The 20,177-nt window shown below is 42.8% G+C and carries 16 protein-coding genes and 1 pseudogene; 9 read left to right on the top strand and 8 right to left on the bottom strand.

The window, feature by feature from the left end:
- The first annotated feature begins 158 nt into the window (after positions 1–158).
- The 3 genes from APA_RS11320 to APA_RS11310 all read left to right on the top strand — a co-directional run bounded on the left by APA_RS11320 (position 159) and on the right by APA_RS11310 (position 6,386).
- Positions 159–2,909, top strand: a complete 2,751-nt coding sequence (locus APA_RS11320) for a phycobilisome rod-core linker polypeptide (RefSeq protein WP_201322380.1) — start codon at positions 159–161, stop codon at positions 2,907–2,909.
- 205 nt (positions 2,910–3,114) lie between these two features.
- Positions 3,115–4,128: a type I glyceraldehyde-3-phosphate dehydrogenase gene (locus tag APA_RS11315; protein WP_201322379.1), complete on the top strand. Its 1,014-nt coding sequence runs from the start codon at positions 3,115–3,117 to the stop codon at positions 4,126–4,128.
- Positions 4,129–4,418: 290 nt separating this feature from the next.
- The gene (locus APA_RS11310; protein WP_201322378.1) at positions 4,419–6,386 is read left to right on the top strand and encodes a CHASE2 domain-containing protein; all 1,968 of its coding nucleotides are present in this window, start codon (positions 4,419–4,421) and stop codon (positions 6,384–6,386) included.
- A 27-nt stretch (positions 6,387–6,413) separates the two neighbouring features.
- Here APA_RS11310 and APA_RS11305 read toward each other — a convergent pair whose 3' ends face one another.
- Positions 6,414–8,255, bottom strand: a complete 1,842-nt coding sequence (locus APA_RS11305; protein WP_201322377.1) for a hypothetical protein — start codon at positions 8,253–8,255, stop codon at positions 6,414–6,416.
- 179 nt (positions 8,256–8,434) lie between these two features.
- Between APA_RS11305 and trpC the strand changes: the two genes are divergently transcribed.
- The 6 genes from trpC (at position 8,435) to APA_RS11275 (ending at position 12,251) form a co-directional block, all read left to right on the top strand.
- The gene (gene trpC / locus APA_RS11300) at positions 8,435–9,304 is read left to right on the top strand and encodes an indole-3-glycerol phosphate synthase TrpC (protein ID WP_201322376.1); all 870 of its coding nucleotides are present in this window, start codon (positions 8,435–8,437) and stop codon (positions 9,302–9,304) included.
- 84 nt (positions 9,305–9,388) lie between these two features.
- Complete coding sequence (locus APA_RS11295) at positions 9,389–10,267, top strand: alpha/beta hydrolase (protein ID WP_201322375.1); 879 nt, start codon at positions 9,389–9,391, stop codon at positions 10,265–10,267.
- Positions 10,268–10,369: 102 nt separating this feature from the next.
- Entirely contained in the window at positions 10,370–10,771 is a 402-nt protein-coding gene (locus APA_RS11290) for a Holliday junction resolvase RuvX (protein WP_201322374.1), read from the top strand.
- A 153-nt stretch (positions 10,772–10,924) separates the two neighbouring features.
- Positions 10,925–11,377, top strand: coding sequence for a photosystem I reaction center subunit II PsaD (locus APA_RS11285; protein ID WP_201322373.1), 453 nt, complete (start codon positions 10,925–10,927; stop codon positions 11,375–11,377).
- A gap of 351 nt (positions 11,378–11,728) precedes the next feature.
- A complete protein-coding gene (locus APA_RS11280; RefSeq protein ID WP_201322372.1) occupies positions 11,729–11,875 on the top strand; it encodes a chlorophyll a/b-binding protein in 147 nt (48 codons plus the stop codon).
- A 229-nt stretch (positions 11,876–12,104) separates the two neighbouring features.
- Entirely contained in the window at positions 12,105–12,251 is a 147-nt protein-coding gene (locus tag APA_RS11275; RefSeq protein ID WP_103669610.1) for a chlorophyll a/b-binding protein, read from the top strand.
- Between the two features lie 43 nt (positions 12,252–12,294).
- Here APA_RS11275 and APA_RS11270 read toward each other — a convergent pair whose 3' ends face one another.
- From APA_RS11270 to minC, 7 genes and pseudogenes are all read right to left on the bottom strand, one after another.
- A complete protein-coding gene (locus APA_RS11270) occupies positions 12,295–13,125 on the bottom strand; it encodes a RimK family alpha-L-glutamate ligase (RefSeq protein WP_201322371.1) in 831 nt (276 codons plus the stop codon).
- A 58-nt stretch (positions 13,126–13,183) separates the two neighbouring features.
- The gene (gene alaS / locus APA_RS11265) at positions 13,184–15,820 is read right to left on the bottom strand and encodes an alanine--tRNA ligase (protein WP_201322370.1); all 2,637 of its coding nucleotides are present in this window, start codon (positions 15,818–15,820) and stop codon (positions 13,184–13,186) included.
- Positions 15,821–16,057: 237 nt separating this feature from the next.
- Positions 16,058–16,903: an AAA family ATPase gene (locus tag APA_RS11260; protein WP_201322369.1), complete on the bottom strand. Its 846-nt coding sequence runs from the start codon at positions 16,901–16,903 to the stop codon at positions 16,058–16,060.
- Positions 16,904–17,479: a Uma2 family endonuclease gene (locus tag APA_RS11255; protein WP_201322368.1), complete on the bottom strand. Its 576-nt coding sequence runs from the start codon at positions 17,477–17,479 to the stop codon at positions 16,904–16,906.
- Positions 17,480–17,975: 496 nt separating this feature from the next.
- Positions 17,976–18,233: pseudogene (gene minE, locus APA_RS25780) on the bottom strand (cell division topological specificity factor MinE); the annotation flags it as partial.
- 8 nt (positions 18,234–18,241) lie between these two features.
- The gene (minD, locus tag APA_RS11245; protein ID WP_103669614.1) at positions 18,242–19,045 is read right to left on the bottom strand and encodes a septum site-determining protein MinD; all 804 of its coding nucleotides are present in this window, start codon (positions 19,043–19,045) and stop codon (positions 18,242–18,244) included.
- A 2-nt stretch (positions 19,046–19,047) separates the two neighbouring features.
- On the bottom strand, positions 19,048–20,136 hold the full coding sequence (minC, locus tag APA_RS11240) for a septum site-determining protein MinC (protein ID WP_201322366.1): 1,089 nt from the start codon (positions 20,134–20,136) through the stop codon (positions 19,048–19,050).
- Positions 20,137–20,177 lie beyond the last annotated feature (41 nt).

The raw sequence follows: 20,177 nt of genomic DNA, 5'->3' as shown, positions 1-20,177 counted from the left end.
GTGCTTTACAAAACTTATCGTGTCTTTCTGGTTGAAATACCTGTAAATGCGGCATTTTCTGATGAGATAGAGATATATATTTAAGTTGGAAAACCCTATACTTGGGTAGATATTATTTCGACTTTTTACATACCCTTTAAAGATCTCAAGGCAGACACATGAGCGTAACAGCGTCAAGTGGTGCAGTAAATGCCCGCCCAAGTCTATATCAGACCGCTTTAACTTCCACAATTTCTCAGATAGAGCAACAAGATCGCTTTGCGACTCGTAGCGAATTAGATGATTTATCCACATATTTTCAATCTGGACTAAAACGCCTCGAAATTGCAGAAATTTTGACAAAAAACTCTGACAATATCGTATCCAAGGCTGCTAGCCGTATTTTTACGGGTGGTTCAGCAATGGCATTTTTGGAAAAACCCAAAAATGCCGATGCCTTGGAGGTCGATCGCGCTGGTCGAGTGGTTGATGTCAAGATCGGCATGGAACTTGGTACAACTACTTATACCGAGGCAAGCGAAGGTGGCTTTTTAGGGACAATCAAGAATTTCTTCAGTAATACAGGCATTACTGGCGTTGTTGATTCTGTGCCAGCTAATTTCCGCCCCATTAACATTTCTCGTTATGGCGCAGACCGCATGAAGAAGTCACTGCGTGACTTGTCATGGTTCTTGCGTTATGCCACCTATGCGATTGTCGCAGGTGACCCAAATATTCTTGCCCAAAATGTGCGTGGCTTGCGTGAAATCATTGAAGCAGCTTGCTCCACTGACGCAACTATTGTTGCTTTGCAAACCATGAAGCAAGCCGCAGCAGGTTATTTCCTCAACGATCCTGCGGCGATCGAAATTATCAAGCAATACATGGATGTAGCGATCGCTGAGTTTAAAGCAGCGACACCTTCACCCAAAGTCCGTCAGCGCAATTCCCCAGACTTACAAGGCTTGGCACTGCCTCAGATTTACTTCAACACCGCTGAGCGTCGTCAGAAGTTTGTGATGAAGGCTGCCATGACAGGTGCTGAAAAAAATGGCGTAGTTAAAGCTGCCTATCGTCAAGTTTTCGAGCGTGATATTGCTCGTGCTTATAGCCAAGGTATTTCTGACCTTGATTCTAAGGTCAAGAATGGTGAAATCTCGGTGCGTGAGTTTGTCCGCCGCTTAGGTTTATCGCCTTTATACCGCGATCAATTCTTCCTACCTTTCATCAACTCTCGTGCAGTTGAGTTAGCATTCAAGCATTTCCTTGGACGCTCTCCTGAAAGCCGTGAAGAAGTGGCTGCTTACTTTGCAATCGTCTCCAAAGGTGGTTTGCCTGCCCTAGTCAATGCTCTAGTTAACTCCAGAGAGTACAGCGACTACTTCGGCGAAGAAACCGTCCCTTACCAACGTGGATACGGACAAGAAGCCCAAACTGCACGCAACTGGGGCGCACAGTTTGACTTATTCAACTACTCTGCACCTTTCCGTAAGGTTCCTCAATTTATTACCTTGTTTGCTGCCTATGAGCAACCATTGCCAGATCAGCATGTTTATGGCGCTGGTAATGATCCTCTCGAAATCCAATTTGGTGCGATCTTCCCTAAAGAAACTCGTAATCCTAGTGCATCCCCTGCACCTTTCGGCAAGGATACCCGTCGCATCTTGATCCGCAATGGTGCTGGTATCACTAACCAACTTGGTAATCCATCGGCGACTGGCTCGATCGATCCTATGAGTCCCAAGGTCTTCAAGCTCGATCAAACCCTACGTGATAACGTCAAGATCGGTAAAGGTGCAAGAAAATCTTCGATCAAGGGCTTGAGCATCACCAACTCGGAAACCTCTACCCAAGCTGTGATTCGTGCTATTTACTTGCAAGTCATTGGCTTTATTCCTTATTCTGGTCAGCGCCAAACAGTTGCAGAGATCAAGCTAGAAAATGGCGATATCTCCGTCCGTGAATTTGTCCGCATCTTGGCTAAGTCCCCAACTTTCCGCGATCGCTATTGGACGAAGCTTTATGTATGTAAAGCGATCGAGTATACTCACCGTCGTCTATTAGGTCGTCCTACCTATGGTCGTCCTGAAATGAACGCTTACTTTGATCTCGCATCAAAGAAGGGCTTCTATGCAGTAGTTGATGCGATCCTTGAAACCAAGGAATACGAGCAAGCCTTTGGCGAAGATACCGTTCCTTATGAGCGCTATCTCACCCCCGCAGGTGTATCGCTCCGCAACAATCGCAACAGCACCTTGGGCGAAGAAAAAGGCACTAAGGTTGTGGTTGAACCAACCGCAAAGTTCATCGAACTTGGTCAGGTCACCGAAGAGCGCTCATCAGTATCGATTCGCGATCGCATCAACCAAGGTGTTGATAAGAAGCGCGAACAACGCAAGATTTTCAAGCTCACCACCACCGATCCTGTGGAAACAGGCGCATTGGTACGTGCAGCTTACCGTCAAGTGTTCGAGCGGGACATGGATGCCTATGTTGCTGACTCACAGTTCAGCCAGTTTACCTCCAAGTTGCTCAACGAAGAAATCACGGTCAAGGAATTCATCTTGGCGATCGGTACATCCGACCTTTACATCAAGGAATTCTACGCACCATTCCCCAACACTAAGGTTATCGAATTGGGTACAAAGCATTTCTTAGGACGTGCGCCCCTCGATCAAGCAGAAATCCGTAAATACAACGTGATTTTGGCAACTAGCGGTATTAAGGCGATGGTAACGGACATGGTGAACAGCCTTGAATTCCTCGATGCCTTTGGCGAAGATGTTGTTCCTTACAACCGCTTTGAGACATTCCCTGCGGCTAACTACCCCAACACCAAAGTGCTATACGATCGCCTCACCAAGCAGGACAAGTCGATCGTTGTACCTAGCTTTGCCTCGGTTAAATCGAAAGTTCCAACCACTGTTTAGCTAATAAAAAATACATGAAATACGCTGTGCGTGTTTCATGTAAAACCCAGAAAGGTAGGGGCAATTTATAGATTGTCCCTACCTTTCTGGGTTTTATTAAGATTCAAAATTTTGCTTTAATAGAGAATAAATTAGTGACGGTTTTTCGGTATCATAAGCATCAGATTAAAGTAAAAAATTAAATTTAGATAAAGGGCGATAAGAAGTGACTATCAGGGTAGCGATTAATGGATTTGGGCGTATCGGACGTAACTTTCTCAGATGCTGGGCTGGTCGCTCAGAGACAAACATAGAACTAGTTGGACTTAACGATACGTCCGATCCCCGTACCAACGCTCACTTGCTAAAGTACGACTCCATGCTCGGCAAATTTGCTGGAGAAGTTAGTGCTGATGACACCACAATTACTGTCAATGGCAAAACCATCAAAACAGTCTCCGATCGCAATCCTGACAACTTGCCTTGGAAAGAATGGGGTATTGATCTAGTTATTGAATCTACGGGCGTATTTATCGATAAAGTTGGTGCTAGCCGACATATCGGTGCAGGCGCTAAGAAAGTTCTAATTACTGCCCCTGGTAAAAATGAAGATGGCACGTTTGTTGTAGGTGTTAACGATAAAGACTACAACCATGACATTCATAACATCATCAGTAATGCTAGTTGCACCACCAACTGTTTAGCACCTGTTGCCAAAGTCTTGCTAGAAAACTTTGGCATTGTTAAAGGGGTAATGACCACCACCCACAGCTACACTGGTGACCAAAGATTGCTTGATGCTAGCCACCGTGATTTGCGCCGTGCCAGAGCTGCTGCTTTAAGCATCGTGCCTACCTCCACAGGTGCAGCTAAGGCAGTTGCGCTCGTATTGCCTCAACTTGCTGGCAAATTGAATGGCATTGCCTTGCGAGTGCCAACTCCTAATGTCTCGGTTGTAGACTTTGTTGTGGAAGTTGAGCAGCACACGATCGCTCAAGAAGTTAATGAAGCATTCCGCGTTGCCGCTGAAGGCCCCATGAAAGGCATTTTGGAATATAACGAATTGCCTTTGGTGTCAATCGACTATCGCGGTGTTGATGCATCTTCGATCGTTGACTCTTCTTTGACTATGGTCATGGGTGGCAACATGGTTAAGGTTGTTGCTTGGTATGACAACGAATGGGGCTATAGCCAACGTGTTGTTGACTTGGCTGAAATTGTTGCTAAAAACTGGAAATAGACTAACAAAAAAGAAGGGGAGGCGCTAATTGCCTCCCTTTCTTTTTTGTGAAAATCCCGCTATTTCGCTGATGTATGCGTATGAAACACTATAGATAGAATAGTGTCGAGATACTGTTCTTATAGCGACCGCCAGTTATGTTAAGAAACAATCAAAACCCAAAATAGAGTTGCGGCCTGAAGCGCTGCAACTCTATTTTGGGTTTTATCGTGGTGACAGCTTATGCATCAATATCTCAAATTTTGATGACAAAAAAATAACAAAGCACTCTTTTCTCATCGGCAATCGTAATGAAACTCTCTTCCACTTTGATTAATTTTAGAGATTTTTGTAAACGCAATCATCAGCAATTAGTGGCTGGCTTGATCACGTTTTCATTGTCTTTGGGTGTTTTAGGATTAAGAGAAAATGGAGCTTTTAAGGAAATTGAGCTTTGGGTTTATGACAGCTTAATGCGATCGCAACTTAACGAACCGCCCGATCGCCGTGTTGTCATTGTCGAAATTTCGGAAGCTGATATTCAAGACTTCTCTAAGCTATATTCTGAGCGATGGCCAATTTCGGATCGCTTATTTGCCAGACTTATTAACCAAATTTCCGTTACCAAACCCGCCGCGATCGGCATTGATAAATATCTGGATTTACCAGTTCTAGAAGGACGTAGTGAGTTAGTTGCCGCAGTTAAAAATGCTGGTAACGTAGTAAATGCTAAATTTATTGCAACGGTCGAAGGTCGGAGTGGTGTCGATCCTGCCAAAGATTTAGAACCAATTAGCAGCTATGGATATGTGAATTTACCTACCGACAAAGGGGCACTGGTGCGGCGGGCTTCAATAGTTGGAGATTCAGGTTCTTTAGCCTTTGAAATCGCCAATTTGTATTTAAAAAAATTACACGGCAAGCAACTTGAATTTAACCCAGCCGCAATTCAATTTACGGCTGGCAAACAAATTATTCCGAGGATAACGGCAAATTACGGTGCATATCGCAAAGAGGATGATAGTGGATATCAAATGATGATTCGCTATCGAGGAAAATCAAGATCTTTCGAGCATATTCGAGCGACTGATGTACTTGAAAAGCGTGTTGCTCCTGAGAAACTGCGCGATCGCGTTGTCCTAATTGGTGTGACCGCGGAAAGTCTCAAAGATAGCTTCCCCACACCTGTCAGTGTTGATGGTGAAGTGATGTATGGGGTGGAAATTCATGCAAATATTGTCAGCCAGTTGATTAGTAGCACTTTAGACGATCGCAAATTTATTCAGGTTTGGTCAAATGATACCGAAAATATTTGGATTTTGTTTTGGGCGATCGCTGGTGGTGCAATGGCAGCATTTATTGCTCATGCTGGTAAAAATATAGGGCTTTTAGTTCTCTTCTCTGGTGGTTTAGTTTGGGCTAGCTATTTTGCCTTTGGTCAGGCTCTGTGGATACCATTATTTCCAGCCTTGTTGGGTTTAATTTCTTCAAATGTACTAGTCATGGCTTATCAGCTTGCGATTCAGCAATCAGAACGCAAAGTATTGATGGGACTATTTTCACGACATGTCTCCAAGGAGTTAGCCGATATTATTTGGTCAAACCGTGAAAAATTTTTGCTAGAGGGTCGGATCACGGGACAAGAGGTATATGTTACGGTCTTGTTTACGGATATGCGAAACTTTAGTACTGCGGCGGAGGCGCAAGCTCCAGGCGAGACGCTAAATTGGCTCAATAATTATTTGGGAACGATCGCAAATGAAGTACTTGCCCATGGTGGAATGGTCGATAAATATATCGGTGATGCAGTGATGGCAGTGTTTGGTGTGCCGATTCCCCATAGCAATGAAGTTGAACGTACCCGCGATGCTCAATCTGCTGTTGCTGCGTCTTTAGCGATCGCCCATAAATTAGCAGAAATGAATGAGGTTTGGGTTGCCCAAGGTTTACCGCCAGTCTCGACAGGAATTGGTATTAACTCTGGGCTTGTGATTGCAGGAAGTTTAGGCAGTTCGGAGCGACTGGAATATTCTGTGTTAGGAGATGCGGTGAATGTTGCGTCGCGACTAGAAAGCTTTAACAAAGAAGTTGATGGTGGACCTCATCATATTTTGATTAGTGAAGAAACGCATCAGCGCTTAGATAATAATTTCCAGACCGAGTTTGTGGGTAAATTTGCCCTCAAAGGGAAAACACAAGAAACAGGAATTTACCGAGTGTTGGATGTCCAAAAGAAAACTAATCAACTTAGTCCCACAAGCTCGTCTGAAAATAAATAAAGGGCGGCGCATTGCGCCGCCCTTTATTTATTTTGTTTCTGTAGATGCTGCTTCGGGTTTAGCAGGGAAAAACTTACGTGGATCAAAGTTGAAATTTTTGAATACATCTGTTGGAGCCGCAGTTGGCTTAAACGTCTTAGGTTCCTTTTCAGGCAAGATACCTTTGGCTGGTTCAGCTTTTGGCATTACCTGAGCAGCTTCTTTCGTGGCTTTGGGGACTTCCTGAGGAGCTTCTTTAGGTGTTGTTACTTGAGGTGCGACTTTTGGTGCGATCGGTCTGCCTGGTATTGCAATAGGGGCATATTTACTCCTGCTTGGGGCAGGAGCGATCTTTACTGGTTCTACAACAGGTACAGGCTTAGACTTGGGAGATTCTGGAGTAACCTTTTCTGACTCAGTAACTGGTGCGTTTTTAGCCTTGATGATGGGTGCAGTCTTTATAGTTTCAGCAGCCACAGGAGCAGCTTTTACTTTAATCGGTTCAACCTTGGTTGGTTCTGGAGCTGGAGCTACCTTAGTCGGAACTGGGGCAGCTTTGATGGGTTCTACAGGAGCAGCCTTTACTTTAATCGGTTCAACCTTGATTGGTTCTGTTAAATCTACCTTAGTCGGGACAGGTTCAACCTTGGCAGGCTCAGCTACTGGTGATGATTTTGTAATAATTGGTGCGGCTGGAGCAACGGGAACAGGAATTACTGGAACTACAGGAACTGGAACTACAGGAATTACAGATGATGCTTTATCAACAGGTTTAGTCTCTTCCTTGGGTGTAGCTACTGGCGTAGATGTGGGGCTAACAACCTCAGTTTTAGATGATTCGGTTGGCTTTTCCGTAGGAGCGACGACAGGTGCGACAGACTCAACAGGCGAAGGTATAACTTCAGGAGCAGGTGGCACATAGTCTGGGTTAACGATCGCCTCAATGTTGGCAATCTTTTCACCACGGACTAGACGCGCTAGGGTGTCAGTACCATTGGGTTGATAGTTAATGACATGGGCTGTGCTGTTGAACACATTCGCGATCGCATCGCCATCTGGTTCTAGTAATTCTAGCTTCACCCAATTTTGTCCAGTTTTAAAGCCTTTGAGATAGATTGGCTCCCAGCGATCAAAGGTAAAGCTTTGTCCATCAATGGTGGCGCGAACCTGCCAATCATCGATCTCCTCATCATCTTTGCCGAGCAAATGCAAAGGTGCATTTTGGAGATAAAAATCAAGCATGATTGGCTCAGCACCATAGGTTCCTACAGGACGGCTGTAGGTGAGCAAAGGTGTTTTTGCTTCGGGAGTATTTTCGCCAGTCTTTGTCAATACATTAAAGGTAGTCTGTGCATACGCACCTTGGTTTTTGAAGCTTTCATGCCAAGGTCGCGAAGCAAAGGCTCGAATTGTATGAGTTCCCGCGCTGAGGTGATCAAATGTTGCGGTTTGATTTAGGTCGTAAATTGCTTTGTATTCTTGGTTATCCAAAGTCACATGGATATGTGGCCCTAAGCCAAAATCAGCATTTTTAAAAATCGGCAAATTTTTGACATCAAACTTCACTGAGACTTGGGTGTCGTTTAGCACTTCATCAGATTTTGGGCTGACAATGCTGACCTGAGGTGCGTAGCCATCGAGTAGGCGACTGAGTCGTTGAATTTCAGTGGGTGGCGAAACTTCGGTGAGATTGATGCTAGTTACAACTTTTTTGTCTGTGGCTTTACTGACTGGCTTATTATTACCACCGCAAGCTGTGAGGTAAAAGCACAGGGCGATCGCCATGACCAAACTGGATAACTTTTTCCAAGGGATATTTCGCCAATAAGATGAAACTCGCGAAGTCTTTGGCTTGTCTTCGGGTTGGTTAGAGTTTGCGATCGCGCTCATAAAAACTATGCTCAACTCACATTACACAGGCAAATATACCGAAAAATGAGCGCTTTGCTTGTAAAGAAACCTCATAATTTATAAAGTAATTTGCTAAAAAGTAACCATAGGCGGCTTTTTGATAAATTGCTTTATGCTAAAAGCTATATCTTTTTACACGATCAACCAAATTCTCATCAATGCAAGTACGTCGCCAATCTGAAACCGCTAGTAGCAAAGGCTATGCGATCGCTGCCCTAACTGACGCGCCCCAAAACATTTTAGAAAAAATTGTTTGGCATAAGGAGCAAGAGGTTGCGCAGATGTATGCCACCGAGCCGATTGAGTCAATTAAATCTAAATTATCTAGCATTAGTCCGCCACGAGATTTTTATAGCAAGTTGCAAAATTCCCCAATTAAGCCTGCCCTAATCGCCGAAGTCAAAAAAGCCTCACCTAGCAAAGGTTTATTTCGTAAAGACTTTGATCCTATAGCGATCGCCCAAGCCTACGAACGCGGCGGCGCGAGTTGCCTCTCAGTATTAACTGATCGAGAATTCTTTCAAGGCAGTTTTGAAAATTTGCAACTGGTTCGCCAAGCTGTTGAATTACCGTTACTTTGTAAAGAATTTATTATTGATCCCTATCAAATTTATCTGGGGCGATCGCATGGTGCGGATGCAGTTTTATTAATCACCGCAATTCTTACTGATACTGAATTAACCGAACTGCAAGCATTAATCCATGAGTTAGGCATGGCTGCACTAGTTGAAGTGCATACTCAAGCTGAGCTAGATCGTGTTTTACAAATTTCTGATGTGCGCTTAATCGGGATTAATAATCGCAATTTAGAAAATTTTGTCGTCGAGCTTGAACAAACTAAAATTTTAATGGATAGACTAGATTCATTAACTAGAGATAAATATCTTTGGGTGAGCGAGTCTGGCATTTATACCCGTCAAGATCTAGATTTTGTGCAAATTTGTGGAGCGAGTTCTGTGCTAGTTGGCGAGTCTTTAATCAAACAAGAAAATATTGAAGATGCAATCACAAATTTGCTAGAGAAATAAATATTCAATATACAATCGCAGCACTAATGAACTTTTGACTGTGCTTCAGATTCTTAAAAAAGTTGCTCAGCTATTTCAGTAAAAATGAACCCGAATTTACAGTCAGTATTGCAAATATTACAAAGGTTTTTATTGCCAGTAGTTCGCATTCTGGTGCTTGCTTACATTGGCTTGGCGATTGCTTTATATTTCGGACAATCAAACTTAGTTTATATGCCAAGTCAAGAGTTAATAGATACGCCTGCAACCATAGGCTTAAAGTTTGAAGATATACGGATCACAACTAAAGATAATGTCAATTTAGACGCTTGGTTTGTGCCATCTAAAGACAATGATCGAATTGGTAAAGGTGTGATTTTGTTTTGTCATGGCAATGGCGGCAATATTAGCAATCGCATCAGTTACTTACCGATATTTAAAGATTTAGGGCTTGCTACTTTCCTGTTTGATTATCGAGGCTATGGAAAAAGTGAGGGTAAACCCAGCGAAGAAGGAACCTATAACGATGTCGAAGCTGCGTGGCAATATCTTACTCAAGAGAAACAAATTCCACCTCAAAAAATTATTATCTACGGTGAATCATTAGGAGGTGCGATCGCTTCTTACCTTGCCCAAATGACTACACAACAAGATCCCACAAGTAACGCTGGTGGGTTAATACTTGCCTCCACATTTACCTCAATTAGCGATCGCGCGGCTGAGCTTTATCCATTTTTGCCAATTCGGTTTCTGTCGCGATTTTCCTACAACTCCATTGATCGCTTACCCAGCATCAAAATTCCTGTTTTAATTATTCATAGCACCGATGATGAAATCATTCCCTTTCATCATGGCGATCGCAATTTTCAAGCAGCCAATCAGCCTAAAAAATTAGTCAAACTACGCGGCGATCATAACGGTGGCTTCCTAGACTCTCTCGAAACCTATCGCAAGGGGCTTAAGGAATTTATCCAAAGTATATAATTGTGGACAGCGTAAACAAAAATTACGAATTACGAATTACGAATTGAAATCTCCTTGATAATTCGTAATTCGTAATTCGTAATTATCAATTCAGGAATATCCGTGCTGTTAGGTTTTGATCCAGGAAAACAAAAATGTGGTCTTGCTGTCATGGGCTTAGATCGCAAGCTGCATTTTCAGGTAGTTATCCCCAGTCAAGAGGCGATCGCTAAAGTTGGCAGCTTATTAGATAGCTATCCCATTTCGCTGATGGTGATGGGCGATCAAACCGCCTCTAAGCAATGGAAAGCTGAACTACGGTCATCATTCCCAGATTTGAGAATCATCACCGTAGACGAGCGTTATAGCAGTGAAGAGGCTCGGCTGCGATTTTGGAAAATTTATCCCGCACAAGGCTTAATGAAATTAGTCCCGCTTGGAATGAGATCTCCCGATCGTCCTATCGATGACATTGTTGCCATTATCCTGATTGAGCGTTATCTCATTCGTCTGATTAGCTCGTAAACAAGAAAACATCTTGCAAAGCGAGATGTTTTCTCCAAAAGTTTTGTCAAGCTTCGTAAAGTAACGTTAAGTAAGCTTGAAGCAGGGGTATATAGAAATGATATCTTTGCACTTGATATCAAAAGCGTATACGCAATTTGGGAGAACATCTCAATGTCAGAAGAAACAGCAGAAACAGCAACCTTTACTGCACCTGCCCCTAAAGGCAAAACCCCAATCTGGGGTGGTAGCACAGGTGGTTTGCTCAACTCCGCTTTCACCGAAGAAAAGTACTTAATCTCTTGGAATAGCCCCAAAGAGCAAGTATTTGAAATGCCCACAGGCGGCGCTGCAACTATGGTCAGTGGCGACAACTTGCTTTACTTAGCTAAGAAAGAGCAAGCCCTTGCTTTGGGTACACAGTTGCGTAAATTTAAGATCACCAATTACAAAATCTGGCGCGAATTTCCTAATGGCGACCAAGTTTATCTCCATCCTAGCGATGGTGTATTCCCTGAGAAGGTGAATGCTGGTCGTGTTGCCGCTAATAGCGTCAGCCGCAAGATTGGTGATAACCCTAATCCTATAAGCGTCAAGTTTACAGGTAATGCAACTTACGATGTCTAATTAATAGCTTTGGCTATTAATATCGCTCTCATTTATTTTTATTTCCTCAAAAGCCATCGAGATCATAGGATCTCGATGGCTTTTGTTTTAGTTAGGAGTCTGCGATTTAATAAAGTACCGAATATGAAACCAGAATAAGTGGGGCGGCAAAGCCGCCCCACTTATTCTGGAAAATCTGGATTGGCACTTTATTCTTTCGCAAGTCCCTTATCTTGCTGAGGTGTCGGTAGACACAACCTCACTGAATCTATCTTTAGCGGTATAGCATATTAAGAAATATAAAGTAATATTAATTCAAGCAAAGATTATTAACGTTTACTTAATAGTTAAACCACCAAGGAGATTACTGAAATGGAAAACACTACGGAGACAAAATTCGGTTTCAACAACTTCGCTGAAACTTGGAATGGTCGCCTCGCAATGTTAGGTTTCGTTATTGGTTTGGCAACGGAATTAATCACTGGACAAGGCATTCTATCTCAAATTGGCTTGATGTAATTTTTGGTTGCTTTACAAACCGTAGTTGATAAAAGTTGCATTCACTTATTTCATTAAATACACAAAAGGAAAGCTGCGTTAAACGCAGCTTTCCTTTTGTGTATTCTGCTCTATAAATTTGTTCTACCTTTAGCGGTATAGCTCTTATTAAGAAATATAAAGTAATATTAATTCAAGCAAAGATTTATAATTTCTACTTAATAGTTAAACCACCAAGGAGATCACTGAAATGGAAAACACTACAGAGCCAAAATTCGGTTTTAACAACTTCGCTGAAACTTGGAACGGTCGTCTTGCAATGCTAGGATTCGTTATCGGTTTGGCAACAGAATTAATTACTGGACAAGGCATTCTTACTCAAATTGGCTTGATGTAATTTTTCATCTAAGCAAATAAAAAGGGGCGCATCGCGCCCCTTTTTATTTGCTTAGATATCTTAAAATCTTTTCAAAAAGCCCCACGATCGCATCTTCTCCATTATCTCGAATGAAAATATCAAAATTTGGATGAGAATTTGCCTCAATCAGCCAGTAGTTTTGGTGATCATCTAAAGCTATATCTAGACCGACATAAGGGATTGCCATCTTCTGGAAAATTGGTTTAATAAATTCATCGATCGCTGCAATAGTTTCGTGATTACTAACTTGTTTCGCGATCGCCCCTTCCCAATGTAATGGGCTAAGATTTCCCGTAAACTCTGCCTGCGAAATATCTTTGTCATACAGAACTATTTGCTCATGATTGAGACATACGGAGCGATATTCCTTAACGATATTAATTGGTTCTTGCACTAGAGCAACGTAGTCATAGTTTTTACTATTAACATTAAAAATACAATCTAAAGCATTACGAATCTGGAGCAAATCTAAACACTTAAAGACATTATTGCCACCTGATCCCCGATTTCGCTTCAAAATGATTGGCAAATCAAAATTTCTTTCAATCTCTGTAATAATTTCTTCGATAGCGGAGAATTGTAAATACTCTTTATATTTCTGATCGCAATAGGGCGAGATAAAAGAGACTGTACGCGGCATCTTCACGACATCTCGAAATACTTGATAAAAATATTGCTTATCCTTAAAGATTTCCGCTATAGATTGTGGCGTGAGAGGGGTTGAATAGTTGGTAAAGTAATATTCGCGATCGCTGAGTTTAACCTTAACTAGATTCTGATTCGGATGCAAAATCTCATATTCAATGGATAACTTTTTACAAGCTTCCAATAACATTTTGATGTTTGTGAGCATATTTACTTGATTCTATTTCAAAAAATAGAGGAGGCACTTTGAGCCTCCTCTCCAACTTTTAAGCTAGCGTATTTCTGAGCTGAGCTTCAGCAGCTTCTAGAGCTTCGGGCAACTTACTGGCATCTTTGCCACCTGCTTGAGCGAGGTTGGGGCGACCGCCGCCGCCGCCGCCGCAGATTTTGGCGATCGCACCGATAAATTTACCAGCTTGTAAACCCTTAGCAATTACTTCCTTACTGAAAGAAGCAACCAGTGTAACTTTGCCATCATCAGTAAAAGAACCTAGTACTACTGCACTATGTCCTAGTTTTGCAGAGAGCTTTTCGGCAGCCGCTTTGAGAGCTTCTGCTTCGATGTCAGGAAGTTGAGCAACCAGAATTTTAAATTCGCCGATGGGTTCAGCTTCATGAATGAGAGTATCAGCCTTGACTAGAGCTAATTCCTGTTTGAGATGTTCCACTTCTTTCTGAGCAGTTTTTAGTTCATGCTGCAAGCCTGTAATCCGATCGCTAATTTCTTCAGGCTTAATCTTGAAGCGATCGCTTAAATCCTTAGCAATATTGTCGCGCAGGGTGAGATATTCCAAAACTGCCTGACCTGCGATCGCTTCGATCCGACGCACGCCAGAAGCAACACCTGCTTCAGAAATGATTTTGAATAGTCCAATTTCGCTCGTGTTTTTTACATGCGTTCCGCCGCAAAGTTCCATTGATACATTAGGAATATCCATAACGCGGACTTCTGCGCCATATTTTTCACCAAACATAGCGATCGCACCTTTGGCTTTTGCTTGGGCGATTGGCAATACTTCGATTACTGATTCATGGGCTTCGGAGATCCAGTTATTGATCTGCAATTCGATTTGCTGAAGCTCTTCGGTGGTGATCGCCCGATTGAGATTAAAGTCAAAACGAAGGCGATCGCTATCAACTAATGAACCTGCTTGAGAAACGTTAGGATCAACGATTTTCTTTAGGGCTGCTTGTAATAGGTGCGTGGCGGTGTGGTGCGCCTGAATGCGACGACGTTCAGATACTGCAACTTGAGCATTGACGTTATCACCAATAGCAATTTCGCCACGTTCTACTTGTCCGATATGAATAAACAAATCCGCTTGTTTCTGGACATCACTAATTTTAGCGATCGCCTCACCAATCGCCAAGTAACCTGTATCCCCAACCTGTCCGCCTGATTCTGCATAAAAAGGAGAGCGATCTAAAACGATTTGGACTTTGTTACCTACGATCGCCGTTTTCGCTAATTCACCATTAACAAGAATCGCTTTAATCGTGGCGGTGCTGCTGAGTTCCGTATAGCCTAGAAATTCAGTTTTACCAATTTCCTTCGTAATATTCACCCAGCTATCTTTCGACATCAGGTCAATATCTTCATGGGCAGCTTGCGATCGCTCTTGTTGCTTCTTCATTTCCGTCTCGAAGCCTTCAGAGTCAACGGTAAAGCCTTCTTCTTCAGCAATTTCTTGAGTTAACTCTAATGGGAATCCATAGGTGTCGTAGAGGGTGAAAGCATCGACACCCGAAATTGTCTTACTAGATTGAACTTCAGGTTTAGTAAGAATTTCTTCAAGCAGCTTTTCTCCCCGTTCTAGAGTTTGTAAAAAGCGGACTTCTTCGATTTTGATTTCTTCTTTAATTACTTGCGCTCTTTCGCGAGTATTGGGATAAACGGATTCTGAAAGTGCGATCGCAACTTCGGCAACTTCAGAGGCAAATGTACCTGAGATCCCAATCAAACGCCCATGACGAACGACGCGACGCAAGAGACGACGCATAATGTAACCTCGTCCTACATTCGAGGCATTGATGCCATCGGCAATCATATGTACAACCGAGCGTACATGATCGCCAATAACTTTTAGCGAAGTTTTTACTTTTTCATCGCTCTGGTGATAATCAATTCCTGCAATATCCGCAGCTTTTTTGATGATTGGAAAGATTAAATCTGTCTCATAGTTATTGGGAACGGCCTGCAAAACTTGAGCCATTCGCTCTAATCCCAAACCCGTATCAATATTTTGCTTCTTGAGCTTTGTGAGATCGCCGACCGCATCACGATTTAACTCCATGAAGACCAGATTGTAAATCTCCAAAAATCGTGAATCATCTTCTAAATCAATCGAGTCGTCACCCAATTCAGGATGAAAATCATAATAGATTTCTGAACAAGGGCCACAAGGCCCCGTCGCACCCGAAGCCCAGAAATTATCATCGCCCATCCGTTGAATCCGATGCGCAGGAATACCGATCGCATCACGCCAAATTGCAAAAGCATCTTCATCAGTGTGATAGACACTGACTACTAAGCGATCGGGCGGTATTTGAAATACTTTGGTTACTAATTCCCATCCCCAAGAGATCGCTTCTTTTTTAAAATAGTCGCCAAAACTGAAATTCCCTAACATTTCAAAAAATGTTTGGTGACGCGCCGTTCTACCGACATTCTCGATGTCATTGGTACGGATACATTTTTGAGAGGTGGTAGCGCGAGGAACTTCAGGCTCCTGTTGTCCTAAAAAGATTGGCTTAAATGGCAGCATTCCCGCGATCGTTAGTAGCACTGTGGGATCAGCAGGTACGAGTGAAGCACTAGGCATTACCTTGTGACCGCGCTCCTCAAAGAAATTGAGAAACTTTGCGCGAATTTCAGCACCAGTAAGAGAGGGAAGGCTAGCCATAAAAGTTTGAATTAATGCAGACGATAGATGAATTTTTCAAGAAAGCTTAACAAGTTTGCAACATGATATGTTAGGCAAACCTAAATAAATTCTTACAAATTTTAACAATTTCCTAATTGTATTATATCGCTGTCGCCAATTGTACTAGGACATAAAACCCTAGAGTTGATTTGCACTAAGGTAATTGACTGAAGCTATAAAAGGCAGTTTTGTCTAAGTTGAGCAGATTACCAAAAATCAGAAATCGCCGTAGTCAACTTGTAAGCAAGTTAAACCAAGATCTCGCCAAACTCTGACTACCTGATCGCGATCGTCTAATACAAACGCCACATTGTATTTATCAAGAATAAATTCATCATAAATTTCTTTCTTAACAATGCTGTCCTTTCGCATGTCACCAGATTTACGCATATGCAGACTATCAAAACTAATACCATGCTTCTCCAGCCATGCTAATGTCTGAGGCTTGGACTTATCCTCTCTCCCAGAAACAAATACGATCGCCTTTCCTGATGTCTGCAAAATCGATCGCACAGGTTCATTGACCAAATCCTTCTCACAGCTAGCACCATCATAGGGACTGCGATCGCCAATCAAAGCAAGCGTTCCATCTAAATCACAAATAATCGCATCAGGTAGGTCTGGATTACGAGCAGGTTTAGGGCTTCTAGGCGGTGCGATAAATTGGTTATACATATCGCGAATCACCTTCTCCCCAACTGAGTTAAATCGCTTCAGGTCACGCTCAATACAGGTTTCTAGAGTCACATGCCGAAAGTCCACTATCTCTAGTACCGCCAAGCCCTTGATCAATTCTCTAATTCTCGCTTCGTGTTTAGGTGCAAGGTGCGTATTATCAATAATTACGTGCTTTCCTTCTTCTAAAGCCGCTTTAATAATCTGATCTTGGATATTTAAAACAAATTTCTCATTACCTTTGGAGAAATAAGAATTATCTAGCATGGCTCGAAGCTCGTCCTTATTCACCCGCTTAATTCCATTGGGTGATTTATCCACTTTTGCTTTAGCCCATGTAGACTTGCCAGAAGCAGGCAACCCAATTGTGAAATAAACTGTCAACATTTATTCAAAAATCTCGGTGAGATTACAAGTGAAATCTGGTAATAGAAGCGAAGTTATCGAATCATTTTCAAATAGAGTTGCCACTAAAACTAGAGCCGCATTCTCTCTTCTATAGACTTGGATAGACCTCTTTCTCCAATCCACAATCCAATATTCAAGCACACCTTGAATTGAATAAAGCTTTAACTTCAACTCGCGATCGCGCCGCTCTTGTCCTGCCCCTTCTGATAATACTTCGACCACTAGATCAGGTGCGGCGGTCAAATGTCCCTGAGCATCAAGTATATCCCTCAAGCGCCCTTGTCTTAACCAAACCAGATCAGGTATGACATTATCAGAATCAGCGAAAACTATCCCTGGAGTTGTAGCAATTACGCCTAGCCCAGTTTGTCGATTCCATGACTTTAAGGCAAAACAAAGATTGTCGATCGCAGTTTGATGATGCCAATGCGGCGCTCTAGCCACTAATAATTCTCCATCAATGATTTCATAGCGAGTATTATCATCTGGAAAAAGCTCTAAATCAGAAGCTGTCCAGCGTACTTTGGCGATGTTAGCCTCTGTCGTTACTGCCATGATTCTCTTCCTCTTGATTATAAAGTTTTGGAGATTCTTCAAATACTATTTCTTGAGATTCTTGTGAATTAGACAAACCTAAAGACAACTCTAACTGATCGCTTGCTTGCTCATCTAATCCTTCTGATTCTTCATTGATAGAATTTTCTGATGATGCATCAGGCGAAACCAAATCAGAATTATTGAAAACATCTGTAATTACAGCGGGGGCTATACCAGTTTCTACTACGGCGCGATCGCTGATCTCCCCGTTTTGAGTCTTATTCACAGCAGTTCTTATTTTGCTGGTTACTTCGATAGTGCGTTCCGCAATTCCAGCAATACGCTCTGGAGAAATATCTTCAGTTGTAGCTTTGATGTTTTCTTTTGCCACGATCGCATCAAGAGCATCTTCTGCGGACTGATCCATTTCTAAGGCTAAGGCATCAAAGTTATTTAATGAATCTACTTCTTTAGTGGGTTCATCAAAAAGACTTACGAGATCGGGCAGGTCTTCACGCACCATCCGAATCGGCAAATTAGCAATCAACGCTGTCATCCGTTTATCAGACTCTAAGCGAATATCCAATAAACCTTCATCAAGTTCCACATACTTGGAAACTACACGCATAATCTCATGGCGCATATTTTCAAACACCTGTGGCTCGATCGCAGCACGATCATGGGCAAGGATAAATTTCAAACGCTGCTTGACTTTTGCCCCACTAGGGACATTACTTCTTTGAAATAGGCGATCGAGCAGTGTTGAAATCATCTCAAACCTCAGGAGTTCCCACTAATCCAACTTGACAGACGGGCAAAAAATCCTTTAGGAGGAGCTTCGAGTTTTAAAAACTCAATATTTTTTCCTTCAAGGCGTTTTGCCACATTTTCATAGGCAGTGCCTGCCAGCGATGGCTTATCTGACAACACCAATGGTTCCCCTTTATTTGTAGAAACGATCACCTGTTCGTCATCAGGAATTACGCCAATCAATTTGACTGACAAAATATCCAGCACATCTTCGACACTCATCATGTCGTTGTTTTGTACCATCGCAGGACGGATACGATTCAGAATTAATTTAATATCCGTAATTCGATTGGCTTCGAGTAACCCAACTACGCGATCGGCATCTCGTACCGCCGAAATTTCGGGGGTCGTCACCACGATCGCTTCTTTCGCACCAGCAATTGCATTTTGAAATCCTGACTCAATGCCTGCGGGGCAGTCGATCAAAACATAATCAAAATATCTGCCTAAAACCTCTACAAGCGCCTTCATATGTGCTGCCGTAATGGCAGTTTTGTTGCGCGTTTGCGGAGCCGCCAATAAAGACAGGTTGGGTTGACGCTTGTCTTTGACTAGGGCTTGATCGAGTTTGCATTCTCGCGCAATTACCTCTAGGGCTGTATACACGATGCGATTTTCTAGTCCCAATAACAGATCGAGATTGCGTAAGCCAAAGTCAGCATCCACCAAGACCACTTTGCGTCCTAGTTTGGCGAGCGCCATGCCGAGATTTGCTGAAGATGTGGTCTTGCCGACACCACCTTTACCAGAGGTAACAACGATAATGCGACTCATGTTTACGAATTACTGATTAGCGAGGGATAGTTGAGCGAAGAATGATTAAATGCTGAAAAATCAACAACTTGAACAATTTTAATTGCAGGTGTACCTTGCGTACTCACAAATGCGACTTCTGGACAGAAAGATGTGCTTGGACTCTCAACACGGGCGATAAAGCTGGCAATCCTAATTTGAGTAGCATCTAGGTGTAAAGCCATAACCACTGCTTGGGCGTTGCCTTTAGCACCAGCATGAGCCATGCCTTTTAGCTTGCCACACACAATAATATCGCCTTCAGAGAGTAGCTCTGCGCCAGCATTGACATCACCGAAGATAATAATACTGCCAGAATGCCTAATTTCTGTACCAGATCTTACCGTCATCTTAATGTATAGCGGATCATCCGTCGGTGCATTAGGAATCGGATTAAATCCTAGCAGTTCACGAAAGATTGTACCTTGCTCTATGCAAAAGCCCATGCTAGCAGCATTAATTGCAGTTTGGCGACGATTGGTGACAATACAATGTAGCAAAAGTTGATAGTTTTGCAGTGACTCGGACAACTCTTGGAGTTGGCGTGTATCTAATAGGCGATCGCCTGATTGTAAATATACCTGTGTGCGGGGCTTCCAGTCGTGACCGCTCGCCGCCATGCGTTGCTCTAACTGAGAAAGTATTTCTTCCCAGCTCAAGGTTAGCAGTGAAGTCTCAGAATTATTTGACTGGCTACTATCTAAGCCGACTGCTTGAAATTCGCTATCATCGTTCGACTTATTAAATGGTAACTTGACTTTTTTGTCAGTTGGTAACAACAGATTCAGTTTTCCATCAAGCGTTTTAAAACGAACCTGCGAGATTTCTGGATCGGGTTCTGGATCGGGCTGAGATTTTTTCGCAGGCTTGCTGGTGGGGATAGGCTTAAGCTCACCACCCTCGACATCTGCGACAGTTAGAGGAGCAGGCACATTACCGACATACTCGTCATTTTGAGCCACAACAATAACTTCAGGCATCTCCGCAGATGACAAATCCCCTGCGACCGACTGTAATTTTGTAGGAGGCAGAGGATTAGATTTCACGGCAATATTACGCTGGTTGGCATTCATGAAGCTTGTTTTAAATTTAGCGCTATGCAAATTACCTACAT

This window comes from Pseudanabaena sp. lw0831 (assembly GCF_016584665.1).
GTDB lineage: Bacteria > Cyanobacteriota > Cyanobacteriia > Pseudanabaenales > Pseudanabaenaceae > Pseudanabaena.
Note: the sequence above shows the minus strand (reverse complement) of the source record. Positions and strands in the feature narration are given on the sequence as shown.